Below are 23,499 nucleotides of genomic sequence, written 5' to 3' on the forward strand. Positions count from 1 at the left end.
CACGGGTCGGACCGTGCGGGGCGGTCAGGAGGTGTGCGGGCAGTTGCCCCGGTACTCGGCGATCGTCGACGAGGCCTGCGGCAGCGGGCAGAGGAACTGCTCGTAGCGGGTGTCATTGTCGATGAACCGCTTCAGCCACGAAATGCTGTACTTCGCGATCGTCGTGTTCGAGCTGTTGGGCGTGAAGTGGGTGGCGCCCCTGAGCTCCAGGTACGCCTTGTCGAGCGTGCTCGGCAGACTCGCGTAGAAGGGCTCGGAGTGCGTGGCCACCGGCGCGATCGTGTCACCGTCGGCACCCACGATCAGGGTCGGCGTCTTGATCTCCGGCCAGGTGGTGTCCGTGTTCCAGCCGGTGAGCGGGATCGCCGCCTGGAGCGAGGGGCGGCTCTTCGCGGCCTCCAGCGTGCCGCCGCCGCCCATCGAGTGGCCCATGACACCGAGCCGGCTGCTGTCGATCCTGGTCCGCACGGAACTGCTCTGGGTCAGGTAGTCGAGCGCGGCCAGCAACTGCTGTCCCCGGCTGGCGGGTTGGTCGAGAGTGGTGAGGGTGTCGATGGTGAACACCACGAAGCCCTGGGAGGCGAGTCGGGGCCCGAGCCAGGCGATGGACGACTGGTAGGCGGTGAACCCGGGTGCGATGGCGACCGCGCCGAAGGTGCCGTCGGCGGTCGAGGTCGGGTAGTAGACGGTGCCGCCCCCGAAGCCGCTCACGGACAGCGCGGAGACGGTGGTCTGGGAGACGGCGTAGGAACCGGTGGCCGCCTCGATGCTCGCGTTCGTGGGCGCGGGGCCGCGCTCGTACGGGTTCGTGGCGGCCTGCGTCGAGACGGCCGCTGCGCCGATGGCCTGCGCCCCGGTGGCCTGCGCGGCGACGAGGCCGCCCGCGGCCAGGAGCACCGCGAGACCGGCGCGTACCAGACGGCTCGTGAGCCGGTGCGGGCGGCGGCGGGACGGTTCGGGGCCGACGGGTGCGGCGGGGAGTGCGCGGTTCGGGTGCTGCACGGTGGGTGCGTCCTCTCGGTGAGGGAGGACGGACCCGCGCCGCGGTCGAAGCGCCGCCCCGGCATGGGGTGGTGAAGGCGCACGCCGCGAAACGGCGGGGGTCCGTCTCGATGGTTGCGGTGGCAACTGTCCGCTCCGGACCCGGCCCGTACATCGGCAGAATCACCGGTCTTGGCCCGCCGTACCCGTCGCCCTGTCGCTCCCCCACCGAACCCGCGCGCCAAAACCGACGTCGGACACCCGGCCCCGCGGACACCCGGCCCCGCGGACACCCGGCGCCACGGACACCCGGCGCCACGGACACCCGGCCCCGCGGACACCCGGCGCCACGAACGTCGTGCTCCGCACTGACGCGCCTTCCCCGCCGATACAGCTCCCCACGGAACACGGCCCGCACCCGGCGGCGCAAACCGCCGGGTGCGGGCCGTGAACGGTCACGCGGGACGTGAACGGTGGCGCGAGGTGTCAGCGGACGGGATGTCAGCGGACGGGATGCCCCGCTCCTCGCAGGGTCTCCTTGACCTCGCCGATCCGCAGGTCACCGAAGTGGAAGACGGACGCGGCCAGCACCGCGTCGGCGCCCGCCGCGATGGCCGGCGGGAAGTGGTCGAGCCGGCCGGCACCACCGCTGGCGATCAGCGGAACGCTGACGTGCTTGCGTACGGCCTCGATCATCTCGATGTCGTAGCCGTCCTTGGTGCCGTCCGCGTCCATCGAGTTGAGCAGGATCTCGCCCGCGCCCAGCTCGGCGGCCCGGTGGGCCCACTCGACGGCGTCGATGCCGGTGCCCTTGCGGCCGCCGTGGGTGGTCACCTCGAAGGAACCGCCCTCGGTCCTGCGCGCGTCCACCGACAGCACGAGCACCTGCCGCCCGAACCGCTCCGCGATCTCCCGGATGAGGTCCGGCCGGGCGATGGCGGCCGTGTTGACGCCGACCTTGTCGGCGCCCGCCCGCAGCAGCTTGTCGACGTCCTCGGCGGTGCGGACACCGCCGCCCACCGTCAGCGGGATGAACACCTGCTCGGCCGTGCGGCGCACCACGTCGTACGTGGTCTCACGGTTGCCCGAGGAAGCCGTGATGTCGAGGAACGTGAGCTCGTCGGCGCCCTCGGCGTCGTACACCTTGGCCATCTCGACGGGGTCGCCCGCGTCCCGCAGGTTCTGGAAGTTGACGCCCTTGACGACCCGGCCGTTGTCCACGTCCAGGCAGGGAATCACTCGGACCGCCAGGGTCATGACTGCGCTTCTCCCCGCTCTGTGTGCTCTTCACCGGACTGCTCCGCGGCGTTCTCGCCCGAACGGAACGCCTCCACCTCGACCTCGACGACCAGACGCGAGTCCACCAGACCCGCGACGATGATCATCGTCGACGCGGGGCGGACGCCGTCGAACAGCTCCTTGTGCGCGCGGCCGACGGCCTCCACGTCCCGGGCATGGGTGATGTACATCCGCGTACGGACGACGTCGTCGCGGCCGAGGCCGAGTTGCCCCAGCGCCGCGAACGCGGAGTTGAAGGAGTTGAGCGCCTGCTCGTACGGGTCGCCCTCGGCGATCTGGCCGTCGATCACGGAGGTGCAGCCGGAGACCAGCACCAGTCCGTTCGGCAGCTCCACCGCGCGGGAGTACCCGAAGGTGTCCTCCCAGGGCGCGCCGGTCGCGACGCGGCGAACGGCGCTCACCGGGCTACCGCCGCCAGGGCCTCTTCGAGGGTGAACGCCTTGGCGTACAGGGCCTTGCCGACGATGGAGCCCTCGACGCCGAGCGGCACGAGTTCGGCGATGGCGCGCAGGTCGTCCAGCGACGACACCCCGCCGGAGGCGACCACCGGGCGGTCGGTCGCCGCGCACACGGTGCGCAGCAGTTCCAGGTTCGGGCCCTGGAGCGTGCCGTCCTTGGCGATGTCCGTCACCACATAGCGGGCGCAGCCTTCGGAGTTGAGGCGTTCCAGCGTCTCGTAGAGGTCGCCGCCGTCGCGGGTCCAGCCGCGGCCGCGCAGGGTGGTGCCGCGGACGTCGAGGCCGACCGCGATCTTGTCGCCGTGCTCGGCGATGACCTTGGCGACCCACTCGGGGGTCTCCAGGGCGGCGGTGCCGAGGTTGACGCGGGTGCAGCCGGTCGCGAGGGCGGTCGCCAGGGAGGCGTCGTCGCGGATGCCGCCGGACAGCTCGACCTTGATGTCCATCGCCCCGGTGACCTCGGCGATCAGGTCCCGGTTGTCGCCGGTGCCGAACGCGGCGTCCAGGTCGACCAGGTGCAGCCACTCGGCGCCCGCGCTCTGCCAGGCCAGCGCGGCCTCCAGGGGGGAGCCGTAGGAGGTCTCGGTCCCGGACTCGCCGTGCACGAGACGGACGGCCTGGCCGTCGCGGACGTCGACGGCGGGGAGGAGTTCGAGCTTGCTCACAGTGTTCCGATCCAGTTGGTGAGGAGCTGGGCTCCGGCGTCGCCGGACTTCTCGGGGTGGAACTGGGTGGCCCACAGGGCGCCGTTCTCGACGGCCGCCACGAAGGGTTCGCCGTGTGTGGACCAGGTCACCAGGGGGGCGCGCAGCAGCGGGTTGCCGACTTCCAGGGACCAGTCGTGGACGGCGTAGGAGTGGACGAAGTAGAAGCGGGCGTCTGCGTCGAGGCCCGCGAAGGCCTGCGAGCCGGCCGGGGTCTCGACCGTGTTCCAGCCCATGTGCGGCACGATGTCGGCCTGCAGCGGCCCGACCGTGCCCGGCCACTCGTCGAGGCCCTCGGTCTCCACGCCGTGCTCGATGCCGCGCGAGAAGAGGATCTGCATGCCGACGCAGATGCCCATGACGGGGCGGCCGCCGGACAGCCGGCGGCCGATGATCCAGTCGCCGCGCGCCTCCTTGAGGCCCTTCATACAGGCCGCGAAGGCGCCGACGCCCGGCACCAGCAGGCCGTCCGCGTTCATCGCGGTGTCGAAGTCACGCGTTATCTCGACCTCGGCGCCCGTGCGGGCGAGTGCGCGCTCGGCCGACCGTACGTTCCCGAAGCCGTAGTCGAAGACGACGACCTTTTTGGGTGCGCTCAACTCCACACCTCCAGCCTCATGACGCCCGCGACGAGACACATCGCGGCGCCGATGGAGAGCAGCACGACCAGGCTCTTCGGCATGTCCTGCTTGACGAAGGAGTAGATCCCTCCGGCGAGGAAGAGACCGACGACGATGAGAATGCTGGAAAGGCCTGTCACAGTGCGCCCTTAGTGGAGGGGAGGATTCCGGCGGCGCGCGGGTCGCGCTCGGAGGCGTAACGCAGGGCACGGGCCAGCGCCTTGAACTGGCACTCCACGATGTGGTGCGCGTTGCGTCCGTAGGGTACGTGCACGTGCAGGGCGATCTGGGCCTGGGCGACGAAGGACTCCAGGATGTGCCGGGTCATCGTCGTGTCGTACTCGCCGATCATCGGCGCCATCTTCTCGGGCTCGGTGTGCACGAGGTAGGGGCGGCCGGACAGGTCGACGGTCACCTGGGCGAGCGACTCGTCCAGCGGGACCGTGCAGTTGCCGAAGCGGTAGATCCCCACCTTGTCGCCGAGTGCCTGCTTGAAGGCGGCTCCCAGCGCGAGGGCGGTGTCCTCGATGGTGTGGTGCGAGTCGATGTGCAGGTCGCCCTCGGTCTTGACGGTCAGGTCGAACAGACCGTGCCGGCCGAGCTGGTCGAGCATGTGGTCGTAGAAACCGACGCCGGTGGCCACGTCGACCTTGCCGGAGCCGTCGAGATCGATCTCGACGAGGACCGACGTCTCCTTCGTCACCCGCTCCACGCGTCCTACGCGGTTCATGCGCTCTGCTCCTTCGGGGGTGCGGGGGTGTCTCCCGCAGAGCCCAGTAGTTCACGTACCGCGTCGAGGAACGCGTCGTTTTCCTTCGGGGTTCCGGCGGAGACCCGCAGGAAACCCGGTACGCCGTTGTCCCGGACCAGGACGCCCTGGTCGAGGATCTTCCGCCAGGCGGCGTGGGCGTCGGCGAACCGGCCGAACTGCACGAAGTTGGCGTCGGACTCGGTCACCTCGCAGCCCATCGCGCGCAGTTCGGTGACGAGCCGGTCCCGCTCGGCCTTGAGCTGCTCCACGTATCCGAGCAGGGTGTCGGTGTGCTCCAGGGCGGCCAGCGCGGTCGCCTGGGTGATGGCCGACAGGTGGTACGGAAGCCGTACGAGCTGGACGGCGTCGACCACCGCCGGGTGGGCGGCGAGATAGCCGAGGCGCAGTCCCGCCGCGCCGAAGGCCTTCGACATCGTCCGGGAGACGACGAGATTCGGCCGTCCTTCGAGCAGCGGCAGCAGCGAGTCGCCGTGGCTGAACTCGATGTACGCCTCGTCGATCACGACCATCGACGGCTTCGCGGCCTGCGCGGCCTCGTAGAGCGCGAGGACCGTCTCGGGCGGGACCGCGTTGCCCGTGGGGTTGTTGGGGGTGGTGATGAAGACGACGTCCGGCCGGTTCTCGGCGATCGCCCGTTCGGCGGCGGCGAGGTCGATGGTGAAGTCCTCGCTCCGGGGGCCCGAGATCCAGGCGGTGCCCGTGCCGCGCGCGATGAGCGCGTGCATCGAGTACGACGGCTCGAAGCCGATCGCGGTGCGGCCGGGTCCGCCGAAGGTCTGGAGCAGTTGCTGGATGACCTCGTTGGAGCCGTTGGCGGCCCAGACGTTCTCGGTGGTGACCGGGTGCCTGCCGGTCTTCGTCAGATAGGCGGCCAGCTCGGTGCGCAGCTCGACCGCGTCCCGGTCGGGGTAGCGGTTGAGTCCGCGGGCGGCCTCGCGGACCCGCTCGGCGATCCGCTCGACGAGCGGTTCGGGCAGCGGGTAGGGGTTCTCGTTGGTGTTCAGGCGTACGGGGACGTCGAGTTGGGGCGCCCCGTAAGGGGTCTTGCCGCGCAGTTCGTCCCGTACGGGGAGATCGTCGATGCCGGTCACTTGCCCTCGGGTACCTTCCAGCCGAACCTTGCCTTGACCGCCGCGCCGTGCGCGGGCAGATCCTCCGCCTCCGCGAGCGTCACCACGTGATGGGCGACGTCGGCGAGCGCGTCCTTCGTGTAGTCGACGATGTGGATGCCGCGCAGGAAGGACTGGACGGACAGGCCCGAGGAGTGGCAGGCGCAGCCGCCGGTGGGCAGGACGTGGTTGGAGCCCGCCGCGTAGTCGCCGAGCGAGACCGGGGCCCAGGGGCCGACGAAGATCGCTCCGGCGTTCCTGACCCGGTCGGCGACCGCGGCCGCGTCCGCCGTCTGGATCTCCAGGTGCTCGGCGCCGTACGCGTCGACGACCCGCAGGCCCTCGTCGATGCCGTCGACGAGGACGATCGCGGACTGCCTGCCGCTCAGGGCCGGGACGATCCGGTCGTCGATGTGCTTGGTGGCCGCGACCTGCGGCTCCAGCTCCTTCTCCACGGCGTCCGCGAGGGCCGGCGAGTCGGTGACCAGGACGGCGGCGGCGAGGGGGTCGTGCTCGGCCTGGCTGATCAGGTCGGCGGCGACGTGCACCGGGTCGGCGGTGTCGTCGGCGAGGACCGCGATCTCGGTCGGGCCGGCCTCGGCGTCGATGCCGATCCGCCCGGTGAAGTAGCGCTTGGCGGCGGCGACCCAGATGTTGCCCGGACCCGTGACCATGGGCGCCGCGGGGCAGGACTCGGTGCCGTACGCGAACATCGCGACGGCCTGGGCGCCTCCGGCCGCGTACACCTCGTCGATGCCGAGCAGCGCGCAGGCGGCGAGGATCGTGGGGTGCGGGAGGCCGCCGAACTCCTTCTGCGGCGGGGACGCCAGCGCCATGGAGGGGACGCCGGCCTCCTGCGCCGGGACGGCGTTCATGATCACGGACGACGGGTACACGGACCGGCCGCCGGGCGCGTAGAGCCCCACCCGCTGGACCGGCACCCACTTCTCGGTGACCGAGCCGCCGGGCACGACCTGCGTGGTGTGCGTCGTGCGGCGCTGTTCGCGGTGGACGAGACGGGCGCGGCGGATGGACTCCTCCAGGGCCGCGCGCACGGCGGGGTCGAGCTGCTCCAGGGCGTCGGCGATGGCCTGCGCCGGAACCCGTACGGACTCCAGGCGTACTCCGTCGAACTTCTCCGCGTAGTCGATCAGCGCCGCGTCGCCCCGATGATGCACGGCCTCGCAGATCGGTCGCACCTTCTCCAGGGCGACCGAGACGTCGAAGTCGGCTCGGGGCAGCAGGTCGCGCAGGGCGGGGCCCTCGGGGAGGGCGTCGCCGCGCAGATCGATTCGAGTGATCGCGAAATGTTGCAGCACGGGGACAATTCTCTCAGACGGCGCCGAGGCGCCGGACGCGCGTATCAATGGCTGATACAAGCCACCTTCGGTTCCACGGAAGATCCTCGTCACCAGTAGCGTTCGGGCCGTCACTGAGCGGGCATTGCACGAACGTACGAAACCCGTGAGTAGTTGGGGAGGAAGGGACGTGACGTGACCGAGGGTGCCGGTCTCCGCACCGGGGACCTGCCGGACGAACTGACCGCCGCCGAGGCCGGGATGTGGCAGGCCTTCCGCAACGGCAGCGTGTACGACCTGCGCAGCGGGGACACGACCGTCGACGATCCGCACGGCGGCCATCCCTGGGGACCCGAGCGCAGTGTCCGGGCCCGGATAGTGGCCTGGCTGCTGCTCGACGGGCCGCCCGCCCTCCAGGGCCGGGTCGCCTCCCTGAAGCTGACCGGCGTACGGATCACCGATGTGCTCGATCTCGCGGGCGGCACGGTGGTGCCGTACGTGGAGCTGAAGGGCTGCCGGTTCGAGAAGGAGGTCCTGCTGCCGGAGACCCGGTTCACGACCGTACGGCTGGTGAACTGCGCGGTGCCGCGGCTGGAGGCGGCCCGGCTGCACACCGAGGGCGATCTGCATCTGCCGCGCTGCCACTTCCACAACGGGGTACGGCTGACCGACGCGCACATCGGCACGGACCTGCTGCTCAACCAGGCCGTGGTCTACCGGGACCGGCGCGGGCGTTCGATCACCGGCGACGGCATGACCGTCGGACAGGACCTCCAGGCCGAGATGCTGGAGTCGCACGGCGAGCTGAGCCTGCGCGGCGCCACCGTCGGCGTGTCGCTGAGCCTGCGCGGCAGCAGGCTGAACAACCCGTACACCCGGCTCGCCCTCAACGCCCCCCAGCTGACCGTCAACCGCACGCTCTACATGACCCCCGCGGGCCTCGGCAATCCGCTGATGACCAACGGCACCACACCGGCGCGCGGCACGCTGGTGCAGCGGTTCGAGTGCCAGGGCGGCATCCGCCTGGACGACGGGCGGTTCGGCGACGCGATCGACTTCGACCGGGCCCGCTTCACCTTCGACGACGACCAGGGGCTGTCGCTGCTCCGGGTCCAGACGCCCGAGCTGCGCTTCCTCGGCGAGCGGCCCGAGCGCGGCACGGTCGTGCTGTCCGGCGCGCGGATCGTCAACCTGGTCGACCGGGCGTCGAGCTGGCCGGGGCCCGGCAGCCTGCACATGGGCGGCTTCACGTACGAGAACCTGGTCCCGCAGGGGGCCTTCCCGCTGACCCGGCGGCTGGAGTGGGTGGCGGCGGCGACCGCCGAGTACGCCCCGGAACCGTACGAGCGCCTCGCCGCCGTGCTGCGCGACTCCGGTGAGGACGAGGACGCCCGCGAGGTGCTGCTCGCCAAGCAGCGCCGCCGCCGCGAGACGCTGCCGCTGGCCGCCAAGCTCTGGGGCTACGCGCAGGACTGGACGGTCGCCTACGGGTACCGGCCCGGCCGGGCCGCCCTGTGGATGGCGGTGCTGTGGGCGACGACATCGGTCGCCTTCGCGCACGCCGGCCATCAGCCCGTCAACCGCGACGGGCACCCGCCGTGGAACGCCTCGCTCTACGCCCTTGATCTGCTGCTGCCGGTCATCGACCTGGGCCAGGCCGGCTCCTGGGAGCTGCACGGCGGCTGGCAGTGGCTGGCCGCGGTGGTGATCCTCCTCGGCTGGATCCTGGCGACGACGGTGGCCGCGGGGGCCACCCGGCTGCTGCGCCGGGGCTGAGAAACACCCCGTGCGGGCGTCGCACACGGGATCCTCACGACCCTTTTACTCGCCCTTGACCGCATACCGTACAACCAAACGGCATTTACGAAAGCGTCACCGCACACCTCTGGCACAGCTCCGACCTGCGGTTTTCAATGGTCGACACCATGGCACTGCTGCGCGCGCTCCTCCGTACGGCCCGGATGGCACGGAACACCTCACGCCTCGCCGCCGGACTGCCGGCCGACGAGGAGGTGCTGCTCGACGCCCCCGACCACCGGCTGGGCCCCGCGCTCGTGGCGGCGGCCAGGGGCGATTACGTGCCCGCCGCCGAGCTGCTGGCCGCCACCCGCGAGTCCGCCGAGTGGGAGAACCGCGACCGGTACGCCATGCGCCTCGCCGCCTTCGCGCGCTCCCGCGACGAATGGCTCAGGGAATGGCAGGCGGCCGACCCGCACGACCCGGACGCCCTGCTCGTCAGGGCCGAACTGGCGGTCCGCCGCGGCTGGGAGTCGCCCGCACGGGTGGAACTGCTGCGCGAGGTCGGCCCGCTGATCATGTCCGCCGCCGAGGGCGATCCGCGCGACCCGGTGCCGTGGCGGATCGCGCTCGACCACGCCCGCGGCACCAACGTCGGGCACACCGAGTTCGAGCAGCTGTGGACGGAGGCCGTCCGGCGCTCCCCGCACCACTACGGCTGCCATGTGGCCGCTCTCCAGTACCTCTCGGCCGCCTGGTACGGCTCGCACAGCGAGTGCTTCGACTTCGCCGAGCCGGCCGCTCAGGACGCGCTGCCGGGCTCCCTGGTCCAGGCGCTGCCGGTGCGCGCGGCCTTCGCCTATCTGACCGAGGGCGGCGGTCCCCAGGTGCCGCGCGGGCGCCTGGACGCCGCCGCCGATCTCGCGATCTCGGTCTCCGCGACCTACGCGGCCGCCGATCCGTGGCCCGCCGAGGTGCGCAACCTGCTGACGTACGTCCTGGTCCGGCTGGAGCGCTGGCAGGACGCCCTGGAGCAGCTGCGTCTCATCGGCCCGTACGTGACCTCGTTCCCCTGGGACCGGGTCTCCGAGGACCCGCTCGCCCGGTTCCTGGAGCTGCGCGACGGTGTCCGTCTGGAGGTCGCCTCGGGGCTTCCGCTGCGTGATCCCGTCCCCGTTCGGCATCCATGGAGTGGGCACGGCGGACGCATCCCCTCCGTCGACCATTAGGCTTTCGCGTCGTGACCACCGTCCGGCTCCCGCTCTTCCCCCTGAACTCGGTGTTGTTCCCCGGGCTCGTGCTTCCTCTGAACGTGTTCGAGGAGCGTTATCGCGCCATGATGCGCGATCTGCTCAAGACGCCAGAGGACGAACCCCGCCGATTCGCCGTCGTCGCCATCCGCGACGGCCATGAGGTCTCGCTCAGCGCGCCCGGTATGCCCGACGGGACCGCCGTGCCCGAGCGCGGGCCCGCCGCCGGCTTCGGCGACGATCCGCTCAAGGCCTTCCACGAGGTGGGCTGCGTCGCGGACGCGGCGACCGTCCGTGAGCGCGCCGACGGCAGCTTCGAGGTGCTGGCGACCGGCACGACCCGGGTCCGGCTGCTGTCGGTGGACGCCTCCGGCGCGTTCCTGACGGCCGAGCTGGAGGAACTCCCGGAGGACCCCGGGGACGAGGCCGGCGCGCTCGCCGAGGGCGTCCTGCGCGCCTTCCGGCAGTACCAGAAGCGGCTGGCCGGAGCGCGCGAGCGCTCGCTGTCGACCGGCGCGGACCTGCCGGACGAACCGGCGGTCGTCTCCTACCTCGTCGCGGCCGCCGTGATGCTGGACGTCCCGGCCAGACAGCGGCTGCTGCAGGCCTCCGACACGGCGTCCCGGCTGCGCGAGGAGCTGAAGGTGCTGCGCGCGGAGACGGCCATCATCCGTAATCTGCCCTCGTTGCCCGCGTCGGAACTGACGCGCGGCCCGACGAGCCTGAACTGACGCTTGCGAGAAGGTCGATGGCCAAGAAGGCGAAGAAGCAGCAGCCCGGAGGCACCCCGGCGACGGTGGCGCTGACGGAGGCGGGCGTGCCGTACACCGTGCACGCCTACGAGCACGACCCGTCCCACCCCTCGTACGGCGACGAGGCCGCCGAGGCGATGGGCGTGTCGCCGGAGAGGGTCTTCAAGACCCTGGTGGCGGACGTGGACGGCGCGCTCGTGGTCGCGGTGGTCCCGGTGGCGGGTTCCCTGGACCTGAAGGCCCTCGCCACGGCGGTGGGCGGCAAGCGGGCGGCGATGGCCGACCCGGCGGCCGCCGAGCGCACGACGGGGTACGTCCGCGGGGGCATCTCGCCGCTCGGCCAGCGCCGGAAGCTGCGCACCGTGCTGGACTCCTCGGCCTCCGGCCATGCCACGATCTGCGTCTCGGCGGGCCGCCGCGGCCTGGAGGTCGAACTCTCCCCCACCGACCTCGCGAAGCTCACAGAAGCGGTGTCCGCGCCCGTGGGGCGCGCGTAGTCCTTCGACACCGGCGCCCGTGCCGGACGCGCGAGCCCCGACACCGTACGCCCGCCGACCGCGCAGAACCCTCGCCGCCGACGCCCGCGTAACCCTTACCGTCCGGGCGGGCACGACCCCTCGAAACACGTGCCTGCCGGGCGACCACAACCGGTCGACGCCCCTACCGTCCCGGCGAGCGGGCGTCCCCCCTCGACACCCGCGCCCGTCCGGGCGAACGGGACCTCTCGACGCCCCTGCCCGTCCCGGCGTACACGACCCCCGGCCCTCCGCTCCCGGCGAGCGGGCTCGCGCCGTCTCCGCACGGGTCGCTCGGGCGGGTGGGGGTCCCGGCGGGCGCGCCCGTCGTGGCGCGTATGGGCCCTCGACGGATGTCCCGGCCTCGGTTAAGCACGAGTGGCATGTCGAAGAAAACGCGGAAACGCAAATGGCGCGTCAGGAAGGGCCGCTCGAACCACGGCCGCCGTCCGGCATGATCCTCGTTCCACACCGAAGGGCCGGCCGGGAAGCCTCGTGCGAGGCTCCCGGCCGGCCCTGTTCCGCCTGGCCGCCCGCCTACGCGGAGGGAGGTCCCGGCGGCGTGGCCGGGTAGGGGTTCTGCTCGTACGGGTCGGGGTCCCGGGGGCCGAACAGGGCCATCAGGCCGAGGTGGACCACCAGGGCGCTCAGGGGCCACGCCAGCAGCGCGCCCTTGGCCCCGAGCTTCAGCGGCGCGGAGAACGTGACGCCCTTGCCCACGGCCTTGGCGTGCGCGACCACGTTCTGCATCGGCCCGAGCCAGATCCCGACCCGCCAGGCGAGGAACGATCCGAGCAGGCCTCCGACGGCGAGCGCGATCACCAGGGGCACACCGCCGCGCCGTCGTACGAGGAACACGACGAGCGCGCTCAGGGCTCCGAAGCCCAGCGCGAGGAGAGTGAAGGTTCCGTCGACGCCGATGGCCTGCTCCCCCTCGGTGTCCTTGAGGTACACCGCGGTGGCGTCCGCGATCAGCGGCACATGAGGTGTCAGCCACGACCAGAGCACCCCGAGCAGAGCTCCCGCGAGCGCGACCGCGATCGTGATCACGGCGGCCTCCCGCAGTTCGGTCTTCATCCCGGGCCCGTCCTGTCCGTAGGAGGCCTCGTACGCGGCCGGGTACACGGGATAACCCGCGGGGCCGGGAGCGTGCGGAGCCTGCCAGGCAGGGTGCGGTTGCTGCCGGTCCTGCGGGGACTGTTCGTGCGGCGGCGGAGGCGGAGTCAGCGGAGCGGTCACTCTGCCATCGTGCCAGGCCCCGCTGTCGGCCGCGTCACCGGACGGCCGCCCGGCGGTAGGCCCAGGCCGCGAGGGCCAGCGAGGCCACCCCGACTCCGGCGCAGACGGCCAGATCGCCGAGGACGACGGCCCAGTCGGGATGCGCCCCGAACGTGCGCGCGAACGCCTCGACACCGTAGGTCGAGGGCAGCAGATCCCGGGCGTACCGCACCGCGGTCGGCATCCGGTCCGCCGGGAGAACGCCCAGCAGCAGCGCCGCGGACATGCCCATCTGGCCGAGCAGGGTGGCGAGCTCGGGCCGCGGCGCGAGCAGCCCGAACGCGGCCCCAAGGCCGGCGAGCGCGGCACCCGCGAGCGGGACGACCGCGGCGAGCACCCACAGATGGGCCAGCGGCAGCCCGAAGAGCAGGCACCCGAAGACGGCGGTGATCACGGTTCCGGGCACCGTGAAGGACGCGTACGCGCCCGCGGCGCCGAGCACCACGGCCGCCGGCGGCACCGGCAGCGTCGCGTAGTGGTCGAGCCCGCCGCTCGCCCGGAGCTGCCCGAAGTACTGCGCGAGCAGGTTGAGGGCGACGAAGGCGACGACCAGGACGGTCGACCCGGCCACCACGGCACGCGCCTCGGCGCCGCCGTCCACCACCCCTCGCATCATGATCATGATGCCGACGGACTGGAAGGTGGCCACGAACAGCAGCGGGATCCGCGCGACGCGGGCGCGGGAGAGCTGCGCGCGGTACACGGCGGCCAGCGACGGCCACAGCCGCGCGCGCGGCCCCAGTTCCGCGGCGGCACCGGCGTCCCCGGCCAGCGGCAGCGCGCTGCCCGGCAGAACTCCAGCGGGTACGACACTCACGTCGAACTGCTCCCCTTCACTCCGGCAGCCGTCCTGTTCCGCACACGTACGACGCCCCTCTCCCGTACGGATTCCACACCCCGGACGCTCACGCCTTCACCAGCCCCTGCGTCGCGTGGCCGCCGAGCGCGAGGTACACGTCCTCCAGGCTAGGCGTGGCCAGCGTGAAGTCGTCGAGGGCGGCGAAGGCGGCCCCGCCGGTGACCGTGGCCACGGCCGCGCGGGCCTCCTCGGGCGCGAGCCGCAGCGTCCAGCGACGGCCCGACTCGACGGCGCGGGCGCGCAGCGCGGCGACCTCGGGGACGTGCAGCGGGGCGCTCTCGCGCCAGACGAGTTCGACCCGCACCTCGCCCGCGACCCGTTCCTTGAGCCCGGCCGGGGTGTCGCAGGCGATGACCCGGCCCTCGTCGAGGACGGCGACCCGGTCGAGGACGGTCTCGGCCTCGATGACGTTGTGGGTGACGAGCAGGACCGTGGCGCCGTGCTCCGCGCGGCGCCTGTCGACGGCGGCCCAGACGGCGCGCCGGGCGACGGGGTCCATGCCGGTGGTGGGCTCGTCGAGGACCAGCAGCGGGCGCCGGCCGACGAGCGCGGCGGCGAGGCAGGCGAGCCTGCGCTGTCCGCCGGAGAGCTTCTTCAGGGGGCGGGAGGCGAGCGGGGCCAGGCCCAGTTCGTCGAGGACGGCGTCCCGCTCGGCCCGCGCCGCGCGCAGGTCGAGCCCGCGCAGCCGTCCGGTCGTCTCGGCGGCGAGGGACACCGTCAGCTCGTCCAGGGCGGTCGACTCCTGCCCGAGGTAGGCGAGGATCCGGGCCGCCCGCTCGGGATGGCGCACGATGTCGTGCCCGAGGATCTCGACGCTGCCGCTGTCGGGACGCATCAGCCCGGTGAGCTGGCGTACGAGGGTGGACTTGCCGGCGCCGTTCGGTCCGAGCAGTCCGAAGATCTCGCCCCGGCCGATGTCCAGACGTACCCCGTCGGTGGCCCTGACCTCGGGTGTCGCCGGCGTGCCACGACGGCCGCGGACCGCCGGATAGGTCTTGGTGAGACCTCGCACGGCGCACACGACATCGCCCCTGTGCCCCATTCGGACTGCCTGTGCCGTGCGCGTACTCACGAAGGACGAGAGTACGTGGTCCGATGGCCTGTCACGCGATCGGGGCGGTGGCGGACCCCGGGCAGAGGCCTCCGCGGACCTTCGCCGACGGCTTCGGATCACTCTCCGACGGGCGCGTGCTCCGTCGCGGTGCGCACGTCGATCTCCCGCCAGAATCCGGCCCGGATCGCATAGCGGTCGTGCTCGTCGATCTGGTCGTCCTTGTGCGCGAGCAGGCCGAAGCGGGCCGCGTAGCGCAGCAGCTCGCCGTCCACCCGGTGCGGGACCCGCGGGTACATCGCCGACAGCTTCTGCAGATGGCTCGGGTCGGTGAGGCGCCCCATCCAGCGGCGCGCGAAGACCTGGCCGACCTCGTAGGGGTCACCGCCGACGGTGGTGATGTCCTCCTCGCGGTCCGCCCAGCGTTGCTCCGCGGAGGTGAGCTGGGCGAGCGTGGGCAGCGCGGCGGCCTCCGGTGACTCCATGGCGCCGCCGGGCCGGTCCACCCAGCCCTTGTCCGAGGACCAGCGCAGCGTCGCGTTCGCGGGGTGCTGGGCGGCCTGCGTGCCCGGTCCGCGGAGCGCGGCCAGGTCCTTCGGTGTGGGGACCCCCTTGGGGGTGGGCACCCGCTCCTGGGTGCCGTTCTGCGATTCGGCCGCCTGGTGGTGCTCGGCCTCCCGGACGGAGCGCTCGGCCGCCGCCGCGAGCGCCGACTCGGGGAGCGGCGCGGAGAGGATGGCGGCGATCTCCGGACGCGGCACGGGCGAAGGGGCGCAGATCCCGCCGAAGTCCTTGGCACGGACCGCCTTGGTGATCCAGGCACGGTCGAGCACCCGCCGCTCGTCGGCCTCGGCCACCAGGTCCTCGGACTGGTTGTAGTCACCGTCCGCGGCCTGCACGGCCCACAGGTGTACGGCGACGCCGTGCTCCTTGGCGGCCATCATGCCCGGCAGCAGATCCCCGTCGCCGGTCACGAGGACCACGTCGGAGCAGGCGCGGTTGCGCGCCAGCTCGGTCAGCTCGGCGTGCATGGCGGCGTCCACGCCCTTCTGCGCCCACCGCCCGTCGCTGCGGGTCAGGGCGCCCAGGCGCACCGTCACGCGGGGCATCACGCGCAGCCTGCGGTGCTCGGGCTGCGGTACACGGTCCGGGGCGCCGTCGAACCAGTAGATGCGCAGCAGGGGCCGCTCCGTGTCGGATTCGGCGCGCTCGCGAAGGCCCTGGATGAGGGCGGTGTGGTCCACGGTGATCCGGGATCGCGAAGGCTCCCCGGCGAGGAGACTGGCAGCGGCCCCGAGCAGATACCCGGCGTCCACCAGGACGATGCAGCGGTCCACGCGATCCACCCTCTTTCCGGGAGGTTTGCTTCGGGCTTCCTTGGAGTCTGCCCGACCGTGCGGAGGTTAACGGCCGGAACTCGATCTTCGGCGTGGCGGATCGAAGGAACACCTACCGACAGGTCTTATTACGCACGGTAATTCTACGAAATGCGCCACTTGCCAGCCTATGTGAATCTGGTCGCGGCCCTGGCCCCTAGATCCCCTTCAGGAGGCAGATCACCATGGCCAAGAACAAGAATCGCAAGCAGGGCGGCCAGCAGGACCGCTCCTCGCAGGCCGAGCGTGCGCAGGAGCAGGCACAGCGGTCGTCGGCGCAGGCACAGCAGTCGCCGATGTCGCAGGCCCAGGGCAGCCCCGCTGATGTTGCCCGTAAGCATCAGAAGCGCTTCGGCCACAACTGAGGCCGCCGCGCGGGCTGTTGAGGCCCAGGCAGGCACCGAGGGGCGCACCCGGTATCGGATGCGCCCCTCGGTGCGTGGTGTTTCCCCTTGTACGGCCCTGCCCGGCCGTGCGGTCGTCAGCCGGCCAGGCAGGCCGGGCCGAGCAGCACCTTCAGGTCGCCGAAGAGCGCCGGGTCCGGCTTCACCCGGTGCCGGTCGAGCCGCAGCACCGTGGTCTTGCTCGGGCCCTGGAGCCTGATGCGGACCTCGCTCTCGCCCTTGTGGTGGCTGAGGATCTCGCCGAGGCGGCTGACCATGGGCGGAGTCACCTTCAGCGCCGGGATGGTGAGGATCACGGGCGCGTTGGTGCCCGCGTTCGACAGGTCGGGGACCTGGAGCTCCATGGCGACCAGCCGCGGCACGTCCTCGCGCTTGTCGAGGCGCCCCTTGACGAAGACGACCGCGTCCTCGACGAGCTGGGTCGACACCAGTTGGTACGTCGCCGGGAAGAACATGCACTCGATGGAGCCCGCGAGGTCCTCCACGGTGGCGATCGCCCAGGCGTTGCCCTGCTTGGTCATCTTGCGCTGCAGGCCCGAGATGATGCCGCCGATGGTCACGACCGCGCCGTCCGCGTGCTCGCCTCCGGTGAGCTGGGAGATGCCCGCGTCCGCCTTGTCGGACAGGACGTGCTCCAGGCCGAAGAGCGGGTGGTCGGAGACGTACAGGCCGAGCATCTCCCGTTCCTGGGCGAGCAGGTAGACCTTGTCCCACTCGTCGGTGGTGAACTCCACGTCGAGTCCGAAGCCGGGCTCGCTGGTGTCCTCGTCCCCCATGCCGCCGAAGAGGTCGAACTGGCCCTCGGCCTCCTTGCGCTTGACCGCCACCACGTTGTCGATCATCGGCTCGAACTGCGCGGTGAGTCCCTTGCGGGTGTGCCCCATCGTGTCGAACGCGCCGGCCTTGATCAGGGATTCCGTGGTGCGCTTGTTGCAGGCGACCGCCTCGACCTTGTCGAGGTAGTCGGGGAAGGAGGCGTACTTGCCCTTGGCCTTGCGGCTGCGGATGATCGACTCCACCACGTTCGTACCGACGTTGCGGACGGCGGAGAGGCCGAAGAGGATCACGTCGTCGCCCTGGGCGGCGAAGTTCTGCTCGGACTCGTTCACGTTGGGCGGCAGCACCTTGATGCCCATGCGCCGGCACTCGTTCAGGTAGACGGCCGACTTGTCCTTGTCGTCCTTGACCGAGGTGAGCAGCGCGGCCATGTACTCGGCCGGGTAGTTCGCCTTCAGGTAGCCGGTCCAGTACGAGACCAGTCCGTACGCGGCGGAGTGCGCCTTGTTGAAGGCGTAGCCGGCGAACGGGACCAGCACGTCCCACAGGCCCTGGATCGCCTCGTCGCTGTAGTTGTTCTTGCGGGCGCCCTCCTGGAAGAGGACGAAGTTCTTCGCCAGCTCGTCGGGCTTCTTCTTGCCCATCACGCGGCGCAGGATGTCGGCCTCGCCGAGCGAGTACCCGGCGATGATCTGGGCGGCCTTCTGGACCTGCTCCTGGTACACGATCAGGCCGTAGGTGACCGCCAGCACCTCTTCGAGCGGCTTCTCCAGCTCCGGGTGGATCGGGGTGATCTCCTGGCGCTTGTTCTTGCGCTCCGCGTAGTTGATGTGCGAGTTCATGCCCATCGGACCCGGCCGGTACAGGGCCGAGACGGCGGAGATGTCCTCGAAGTTGTCGGGCTGCATCTGGCGGAGCAGCGAGCGCATCGGGCCGCCGTCGAACTGGAAGACGCCGAGGGTGTCACCGCGGCAGAGCAGTTCGAAGGTCTTGGGGTCGTCCAGCGGGAGGGCGAGCATCTCCAGGTCGACGCCCTTGTTGGCCTTCACCATCTTGATGGCGTCGTCCATGATCGTGAGGTTGCGCAGGCCCAGGAAGTCCATCTTCAGCAGGCCCAGCGACTCGCACTGGGGATAGTCCCACTGGGTGATGGTCACGCCGTCGGTGTGCCGCACCCAGATGGGGGCGTGGTCGACGATGGGCTCGCTGGACATGATCACGCCGGCGGCGTGCACACCCATCTGCCGGACCAGTCCCTCGACGCCCTTGGCGGTGTCGATGACCTTCTTCACGTCCGGCTCGTTCTCGTACATCCCGCGGATCTCGCCGGCCTCGCTGTAGCGGGGGTGCGAGGGGTCGGTGATGCCGTTCAGGTCGATGCCCTTGCCGAGGACGTCGGCGGGCATCGCCTTGGTGAGCCGGTCGCCCATCGCGTACGGGTAGCCCAGCACGCGCGCGGAGTCCTTGATGGCGTTCTTCGCCTTGATCTTGCCGTACGTGCCGATCATGGCGACCTTGTCGGCGCCGTACTTCTCGGTCACGTACCTGATCACCTCGACGCGCCGACGCTCGTCGAAGTCGATGTCGACGTCGGGCATGGAGACGCGCTCGGGGTTCAGGAAGCGCTCGAAGATCAGACCGTGCGGGATCGGGTCGAGGTCGGTGATGCCCATGGCGTACGCGACGATCGAGCCGGCCGCGGAACCACGGCCGGGGCCCACCGCGATGCCCTGCTTCTTGGCCCACATGATGAAGTCGGCGACGACGAGGAAGTACCCCGGGAACCCCATCTGGATGATGACGTCCATCTCGTACTCGGCCTGCTTCTGACGGTCGTCGGGGACGCCGCCGGGGAAGCGGCGCTCCATGCCGAGGCGCACCTCCTCCTGGAACCAGGTGACCTCGGTGAAGCCGTCCGGGATGTCGAACTTCGGCATGAGGTTCTTCGCCTCGAACATGCCGGTGGTGTCGATCTGCTCGGCCACCAGGAGGGTGTTGGCGCAGCCCTGCTGCCAGGCGTCCGAGGAGTCGACGGCGTACATCTCGTCCGTCGTCTTCAGGTAGTAGCCGGTGCCGTCGAAGCGGAAGCGGTCCGGGTCGGAGAGGTTCTTGCCGGTCTGGATGCACAGCAGGGCGTCGTGGGCGGTCGCCTCGTGCGCGTACGTGTAGTGCGAGTCGTTCGTCACCAGGGGCGGGATGCCGAGCTTCTTGCCGATCTCCAGGAGTCCGTCGCGGACCCGGCGCTCGATCTCGATGCCGTGGTCCATCAGCTCCAGGAAGTAGCGGTCCTTGCCGAAGATGTCCTGGTATTCGGCGGCCGACTTCAGGGCCTCGTCGAACTGGCCGAGGCGCAGCCGGGTCTGGAGCTCGCCGGAGGGGCAGCCGGTGGAGGCGATGAGCCCCTCCGACCACTTGGAGATCGTCTCCTTGTCCATCCGGGGCCACTTCTGGAGCCAGCCCTCGGCGTACGCGTCCGAGGAGAGCTTGAAGAGGTTGTGCAGGCCCGTCCGGTTCGACGCCCAGATCGTCTTGTGCGTGTAACCACCCGAACCGGACACGTCGTCGCGCTTCTGGTGCGGCTGGCCCCACTGGATCTTGCGCTTGTTGCGCCGGGACTCCGGGGCGACGTACGCCTCGATGCCGATGATCGGGGTGACGCCCGCCTTCTTCGCCGTGTGGAAGAAGTCATAGGCCCCGTGGAGGTTGCCGTGGTCGCTCATCGCGATATGGGTCATGCCCATCTCGTTGCACGCGTCGAACATGTCCTTGAGCCGCGCGGCACCGTCCAGCAGCGAGTACTGGGTGTGGACGTGCAGGTGCGTGAACGGCGGCTTCGACACGGTTTCGGCCTCCAGGAAGAACCATTGGTGACAGGCTGCGGACAGTCTGGGGGGTCAGCGTCGAAGTCTATGACGCCGGACTGACACTCGGCGGAGGATCATCCGTACCTTCATGCGGGGGCGCGGAAACCGGGTGGGTGTTCGCCGCCGGAACCCGGGCACTCCCGCGTATCTTCGTCCGTTGGAAGTGGACGGACCCTTGTCCCCGGGGCGGCGCGCCCGCCCTGCCAGCCATGCACCACCTGCACCAGGAGGCACCCAGCGATGTCGGTCCCGCAGCTCAGCGCCGAGCAACGCGGCGAGCAGATCCTCGCCGTCTTCGACACCGCCTTCGGCGAGCTCCTGGCCGCCGACCCGGCCGCGTTCCGTGTGAAGTTCCGCAAGATGGCGGCCTCCGCGTTCGCGTTCTACCGCGGGACCGCGGCGCTCTTCTACCACGACCTCGACCAGGACCGGCGGGGCGGTCCGTACCTGGACGAGCGCACCTCGCGCGTGTGGATCCACGGCGACCTGCACGCCGAGAACTTCGGCACGTACATGGACGCCCAGGGCCGTCTGATCTTCAACGTGAACGACTTCGACGAGGCCTACGTCGGCCCCTTCACGTGGGACCTCAAGCGCTTCGCCGCCTCCGTGGCCCTCATCGGCTACGCGAAGGCGCTCAGTGACGAGCAGATCACCGAGCTGGTGCGGGTGTACGCGGCCGCCTACCGCGAGCGCATCCACGCGCTGGCCACCGGCGCCAAGAGCGACGAGGTGCCGCCCTTCACCCTGGACACCGCCGAGGGTCCGCTGCTGGACGCGCTGCGCGACGCCCGCTCGCTGACCCGCTTCGGGCTGCTCGACTCGATGACCGAGATCCGCGACTTCGAGCGCCGCTTCGCGCCGGGCGGCGGTTCCATCGAGCTGGACGCCGCCACCCGCTACAAGGTCCTCGCGGCCTTCGACGGCTATCTGGAGACGCTCCCGGAGTCCTCGCTGACCCGCCCGGACTCGTACCGGGTGAAGGACGTCGTGGGCCGCCGGGGCATCGGCATCGGCTCGGCCGGGCTGCCGTCGTACAACATCCTCCTGGAGGGCAACAGCGACGCCCTGGAGAACGATGTGGTGATCTACATCAAGCAGGCGCAGACCCCGGCCGTCTCCCGGCACGTCACGGACTCCGCGATCCGCGGGTACTTCCAGCACGAGGGCCACCGCACGGTGATCTCGCAGCGCGCCCTGCAGGCGCACGCCGACCCGTGGCTGGGCTGGACCGAGCTGGACGGCGCGGGCCAGCTCGTCGCCGAGGTCTCCCCGTACGCGGTGGACCTGGACTGGGGCGACATCGACGACCCCGAGGAGATCGCCTCGGTCGTCGCGGACCTCGGCCGGTCCACCGCCACGATGCACGCGGCGGCGGACGACGAGAGCGGCCACTCGGAGCTGGTGCCGTTCTCCACGGAGCGGGCCATCGACGCGGCCATCGCGGCCGACGAGGACGGCTTCGCCGACCTCCTGGTGGACTTCGCGCACAGCTACGGCACCCGCGCGCGCGGCGACCACCAGATCTTCGTGGACCTGTTCCGCAACGGACGGATCCCAGGGCTGTAGGACGCACGGCCGGTCGCGGGGCCGACGCCGCGCGACCGGCCGTCTCACAACGCTCCCGTAACGCACAGGAACCCTTTAGGGGACGCTTACGGGAGCGCGTGGGAGACTCACCTCTGCTATGGACATATCCGGGACCCAGCTCAGAGCCGTACGCGCGGCCGTGTTCACGGCCGTCGTCGTGACGCTCTCCGCCGCGTCGCACGTGCTGCTGTCCCGGATGCCCCTGCCGCTGACCACCGTGGCCGCGATCACCGCCGCGGTCTTCGCGCTGTCCTTCGCGCTGGCGGGCCGCGAGCGGGGCTTCGGCCGGATCGCCGCCCTGCTCGTCCCGCTGGAACTGGCCGCCGACACCGTGTTCACCACGGGCCAGCACGTCTGTTACGGCCGGGCGGGCGGCCCGGTCACGGGCCCGCTGCGCTCGGTCGGCCTCGACATGCTGTGCGGCGGCGGCAGTGTGGGCACCCCGCTGTCCCGGGTGACCGGCGGCGCCCCGGACCGTGCCGCCGCCCTGCTGGCGCACGCCGACCCGGCCGCCGCCTGGCTGCTGCTCGGCGCCCATGTCGCCGTCGGCCTGCTCGCGGCCGCCTGGCTGCGCCGCGGCGAGCGCGCCCTGGACCAGCTCCTGCGCGCGGTGGCCGCCTCGACCTTCCGGCCGCTGCTGATCGCGGTCGCCGCGGTGACCGTACGGCTCGCCCCGGCCCGTCCGCTGCCGCGCACCGCGCGCCGGTCGACCGCGGCCCGTACCCGCCTGTTCGTGCACTCGCTGGGACGACGCGGACCGCCCCGCCCGGCCGTTCCCGCCTGAGCGGCGGTTCCCGAGCCGCTCCCTCCGAGCGACCGCCCCGGGCCACGGCTCACCCGCCACGCTTCCGTGCGCCGGCGGCCGAGCGCACGTTCCCGAGTGCGGCACTGAGCACCAGCAGTCCCCCTTACGTATTCCGCGTACCACGTGTGCGCGTCCCCGATGGAGATCACCACCATGAGCAAGCGGAACAGCCAGGAGTCGAAGACGGCGGCGCGCGAGAGGCTGCGCCTCGAACGCGAGCGCCAGGCCAAGCGCGACAAGATCAAGCGCCAGGCGATCGTGGCCGGTTGCCTGGTCGCGGTCCTCGCGATAGCGGGCGGCATCGGCTACGCGGTCGTGCAGAACAACAAGCCGTCCCAGTGGGAGGCCGTCGCGAGCGACAAGGTGGTCGCCCCGGCCAACACCACGGGCAAGGACGGCACGACGGTCGTCATCGGCAAGAGCACCGCGAAGAAGACCCTGAAGCTGTACGAGGACCCGCGCTGCCCGATCTGCGCCTCCTTCGAGCAGACCGTCGGCCCGACCGTCAAGAAGGACCTCGACGACGGCAAGTTCAAGATCCAGTACATCGGTGGCACGTTCCTCGACGGCGACTCCGACAAGAGCGGGAAGATCCAGATCGGCTCCCGCGGCGAGGGCTCGAAGAACGCGATGAGCGCCATGGGTGCCGCGCTGAACGTGAGCCAGGAAGCCTTCCTGGAGTACAAGACCGCGCTCTACTCGGCGAAGTACCACCCCGACGAGACGACCGACAAGTTCAAGAGCGACGACTACCTGATCAAGGTGGCGAACACGGTCGACGCGCTCAAGAACAACACCACGTTCCAGAACGCCGTCAAGAACGGCACGTACGACGCCTGGGCGCTGGCCATGTCCGAGACGTGGAACACCAACAAGGACGGCGTCACCGGCACGCCGAGCCTGGTGATGGACGGCAAGAAGGTCACCGGCGCGGACGGCAACGCGCCGATGACGGTCGCCGACTTCACCACGGCGATCGGCGCGGCCCTCAAGGCCTGAC

22 protein-coding genes are annotated in these 23,499 nt (G+C 71.1%); 8 read left to right on the plus strand and 14 right to left on the minus strand.

All coding sequences use genetic code 11. The features are described from left to right. Positions 1 to 24: 24 nt before the first annotated feature. The 9 genes from ACIQRL_RS01615 to hisD form a co-directional block, all read right to left on the minus strand. Complete coding sequence (locus ACIQRL_RS01615) at positions 25 to 1,002, minus strand: alpha/beta hydrolase family protein (protein WP_401325569.1); 978 nt, start codon at positions 1,000 to 1,002, stop codon at positions 25 to 27. A gap of 480 nt (positions 1,003 to 1,482) precedes the next feature. Further along, on the minus strand, positions 1,483 to 2,238 hold the full coding sequence (hisF, locus tag ACIQRL_RS01620; RefSeq protein ID WP_401325572.1) for an imidazole glycerol phosphate synthase subunit HisF: 756 nt from the start codon (positions 2,236 to 2,238) through the stop codon (positions 1,483 to 1,485). After that, a complete protein-coding gene (locus ACIQRL_RS01625) occupies positions 2,235 to 2,681 on the minus strand; it encodes a RidA family protein (protein ID WP_401325575.1) in 447 nt (148 codons plus the stop codon). Before ACIQRL_RS01625 ends, hisF begins: the two co-directional genes overlap by 4 nt. Continuing rightward, positions 2,678 to 3,403: a bifunctional 1-(5-phosphoribosyl)-5-((5-phosphoribosylamino)methylideneamino)imidazole-4-carboxamide isomerase/phosphoribosylanthranilate isomerase PriA gene (gene priA, locus ACIQRL_RS01630; RefSeq protein WP_401325576.1), complete on the minus strand. Its 726-nt coding sequence runs from the start codon at positions 3,401 to 3,403 to the stop codon at positions 2,678 to 2,680. Before priA ends, ACIQRL_RS01625 begins: the two co-directional genes overlap by 4 nt. Beyond that, complete coding sequence (gene hisH, locus ACIQRL_RS01635; RefSeq protein ID WP_401325579.1) at positions 3,400 to 4,047, minus strand: imidazole glycerol phosphate synthase subunit HisH; 648 nt, start codon at positions 4,045 to 4,047, stop codon at positions 3,400 to 3,402. The genes priA and hisH overlap by 4 nt, the downstream gene beginning before the upstream one ends. Beyond that, positions 4,038 to 4,202, minus strand: coding sequence for a hypothetical protein (locus tag ACIQRL_RS01640; RefSeq protein WP_037623340.1), 165 nt, complete (start codon positions 4,200 to 4,202; stop codon positions 4,038 to 4,040). The genes hisH and ACIQRL_RS01640 overlap by 10 nt, the downstream gene beginning before the upstream one ends. Next, the gene (gene hisB, locus ACIQRL_RS01645; RefSeq protein ID WP_266757720.1) at positions 4,199 to 4,792 is read right to left on the minus strand and encodes an imidazoleglycerol-phosphate dehydratase HisB; all 594 of its coding nucleotides are present in this window, start codon (positions 4,790 to 4,792) and stop codon (positions 4,199 to 4,201) included. The genes ACIQRL_RS01640 and hisB overlap by 4 nt, the downstream gene beginning before the upstream one ends. After that, the gene (locus ACIQRL_RS01650; protein ID WP_401325583.1) at positions 4,789 to 5,925 is read right to left on the minus strand and encodes a histidinol-phosphate transaminase; all 1,137 of its coding nucleotides are present in this window, start codon (positions 5,923 to 5,925) and stop codon (positions 4,789 to 4,791) included. Before ACIQRL_RS01650 ends, hisB begins: the two co-directional genes overlap by 4 nt. Continuing rightward, positions 5,922 to 7,262: a histidinol dehydrogenase gene (gene hisD / locus ACIQRL_RS01655; RefSeq protein ID WP_401325586.1), complete on the minus strand. Its 1,341-nt coding sequence runs from the start codon at positions 7,260 to 7,262 to the stop codon at positions 5,922 to 5,924. Before hisD ends, ACIQRL_RS01650 begins: the two co-directional genes overlap by 4 nt. 174 nt (positions 7,263 to 7,436) lie before the next feature. On the opposite strand from hisD, the gene ACIQRL_RS01660 reads away from it, so the two are divergent. The 4 genes from ACIQRL_RS01660 (at position 7,437) to ybaK (ending at position 11,477) form a co-directional block, all read left to right on the plus strand. Further along, entirely contained in the window at positions 7,437 to 9,017 is a 1,581-nt protein-coding gene (locus ACIQRL_RS01660) for an oxidoreductase (RefSeq protein ID WP_401325589.1), read from the plus strand. Between the two features lie 149 nt (positions 9,018 to 9,166). Beyond that, on the plus strand, positions 9,167 to 10,207 hold the full coding sequence (locus tag ACIQRL_RS01665; RefSeq protein ID WP_401325591.1) for a hypothetical protein: 1,041 nt from the start codon (positions 9,167 to 9,169) through the stop codon (positions 10,205 to 10,207). Positions 10,208 to 10,218: 11 nt separating this feature from the next. Next, a complete protein-coding gene (locus tag ACIQRL_RS01670) occupies positions 10,219 to 10,959 on the plus strand; it encodes an LON peptidase substrate-binding domain-containing protein (protein WP_401325594.1) in 741 nt (246 codons plus the stop codon). A 17-nt stretch (positions 10,960 to 10,976) separates the two neighbouring features. Then, on the plus strand, positions 10,977 to 11,477 hold the full coding sequence (ybaK, locus tag ACIQRL_RS01675; RefSeq protein ID WP_401325597.1) for a Cys-tRNA(Pro) deacylase: 501 nt from the start codon (positions 10,977 to 10,979) through the stop codon (positions 11,475 to 11,477). A gap of 555 nt (positions 11,478 to 12,032) precedes the next feature. Here ybaK and ACIQRL_RS01680 read toward each other — a convergent pair. From ACIQRL_RS01680 to ACIQRL_RS01695, 4 genes are all read right to left on the minus strand, one after another. Further along, positions 12,033 to 12,734 carry an AAA family ATPase gene (locus ACIQRL_RS01680; RefSeq protein ID WP_401325599.1) on the minus strand — a complete coding sequence of 234 codons (702 nt, stop codon included), beginning with the start codon at positions 12,732 to 12,734 and terminating at the stop codon, positions 12,033 to 12,035. Between the two features lie 34 nt (positions 12,735 to 12,768). Beyond that, on the minus strand, positions 12,769 to 13,590 hold the full coding sequence (locus tag ACIQRL_RS01685) for an ABC transporter permease (protein WP_401325601.1): 822 nt from the start codon (positions 13,588 to 13,590) through the stop codon (positions 12,769 to 12,771). A gap of 88 nt (positions 13,591 to 13,678) precedes the next feature. Continuing rightward, entirely contained in the window at positions 13,679 to 14,653 is a 975-nt protein-coding gene (locus ACIQRL_RS01690) for an ABC transporter ATP-binding protein (protein WP_401325604.1), read from the minus strand. Positions 14,654 to 14,802: 149 nt separating this feature from the next. Next, positions 14,803 to 16,020, minus strand: a complete 1,218-nt coding sequence (locus ACIQRL_RS01695; RefSeq protein ID WP_401325607.1) for an NYN domain-containing protein — start codon at positions 16,018 to 16,020, stop codon at positions 14,803 to 14,805. 224 nt (positions 16,021 to 16,244) lie between these two features. Between ACIQRL_RS01695 and ACIQRL_RS01700 the strand changes: the two genes are divergently transcribed. Further along, positions 16,245 to 16,424, plus strand: a complete 180-nt coding sequence (locus ACIQRL_RS01700; RefSeq protein WP_261709820.1) for a hypothetical protein — start codon at positions 16,245 to 16,247, stop codon at positions 16,422 to 16,424. A 116-nt stretch (positions 16,425 to 16,540) separates the two neighbouring features. Here the strand turns inward: ACIQRL_RS01700 and dnaE are convergent, their stop codons facing one another. After that, the gene (gene dnaE / locus ACIQRL_RS01705) at positions 16,541 to 20,080 is read right to left on the minus strand and encodes a DNA polymerase III subunit alpha (protein ID WP_401325610.1); all 3,540 of its coding nucleotides are present in this window, start codon (positions 20,078 to 20,080) and stop codon (positions 16,541 to 16,543) included. A 264-nt stretch (positions 20,081 to 20,344) separates the two neighbouring features. On the opposite strand from dnaE, the gene ACIQRL_RS01710 reads away from it, so the two are divergent. The 3 genes from ACIQRL_RS01710 (at position 20,345) to ACIQRL_RS01720 (ending at position 23,498) form a co-directional block, all read left to right on the plus strand. Beyond that, on the plus strand, positions 20,345 to 21,673 hold the full coding sequence (locus ACIQRL_RS01710) for a DUF2252 domain-containing protein (RefSeq protein WP_401325613.1): 1,329 nt from the start codon (positions 20,345 to 20,347) through the stop codon (positions 21,671 to 21,673). Positions 21,674 to 21,791: 118 nt separating this feature from the next. Beyond that, a complete protein-coding gene (locus ACIQRL_RS01715; protein WP_401325615.1) occupies positions 21,792 to 22,478 on the plus strand; it encodes a hypothetical protein in 687 nt (228 codons plus the stop codon). A 174-nt stretch (positions 22,479 to 22,652) separates the two neighbouring features. Next, entirely contained in the window at positions 22,653 to 23,498 is an 846-nt protein-coding gene (locus tag ACIQRL_RS01720) for a thioredoxin domain-containing protein (RefSeq protein ID WP_401325618.1), read from the plus strand. Position 23,499 lies beyond the last annotated feature (1 nt).

Source organism: Streptomyces sp. NPDC091209 (assembly GCF_044757755.1).
GTDB lineage: Bacteria > Actinomycetota > Actinomycetes > Streptomycetales > Streptomycetaceae > Streptomyces.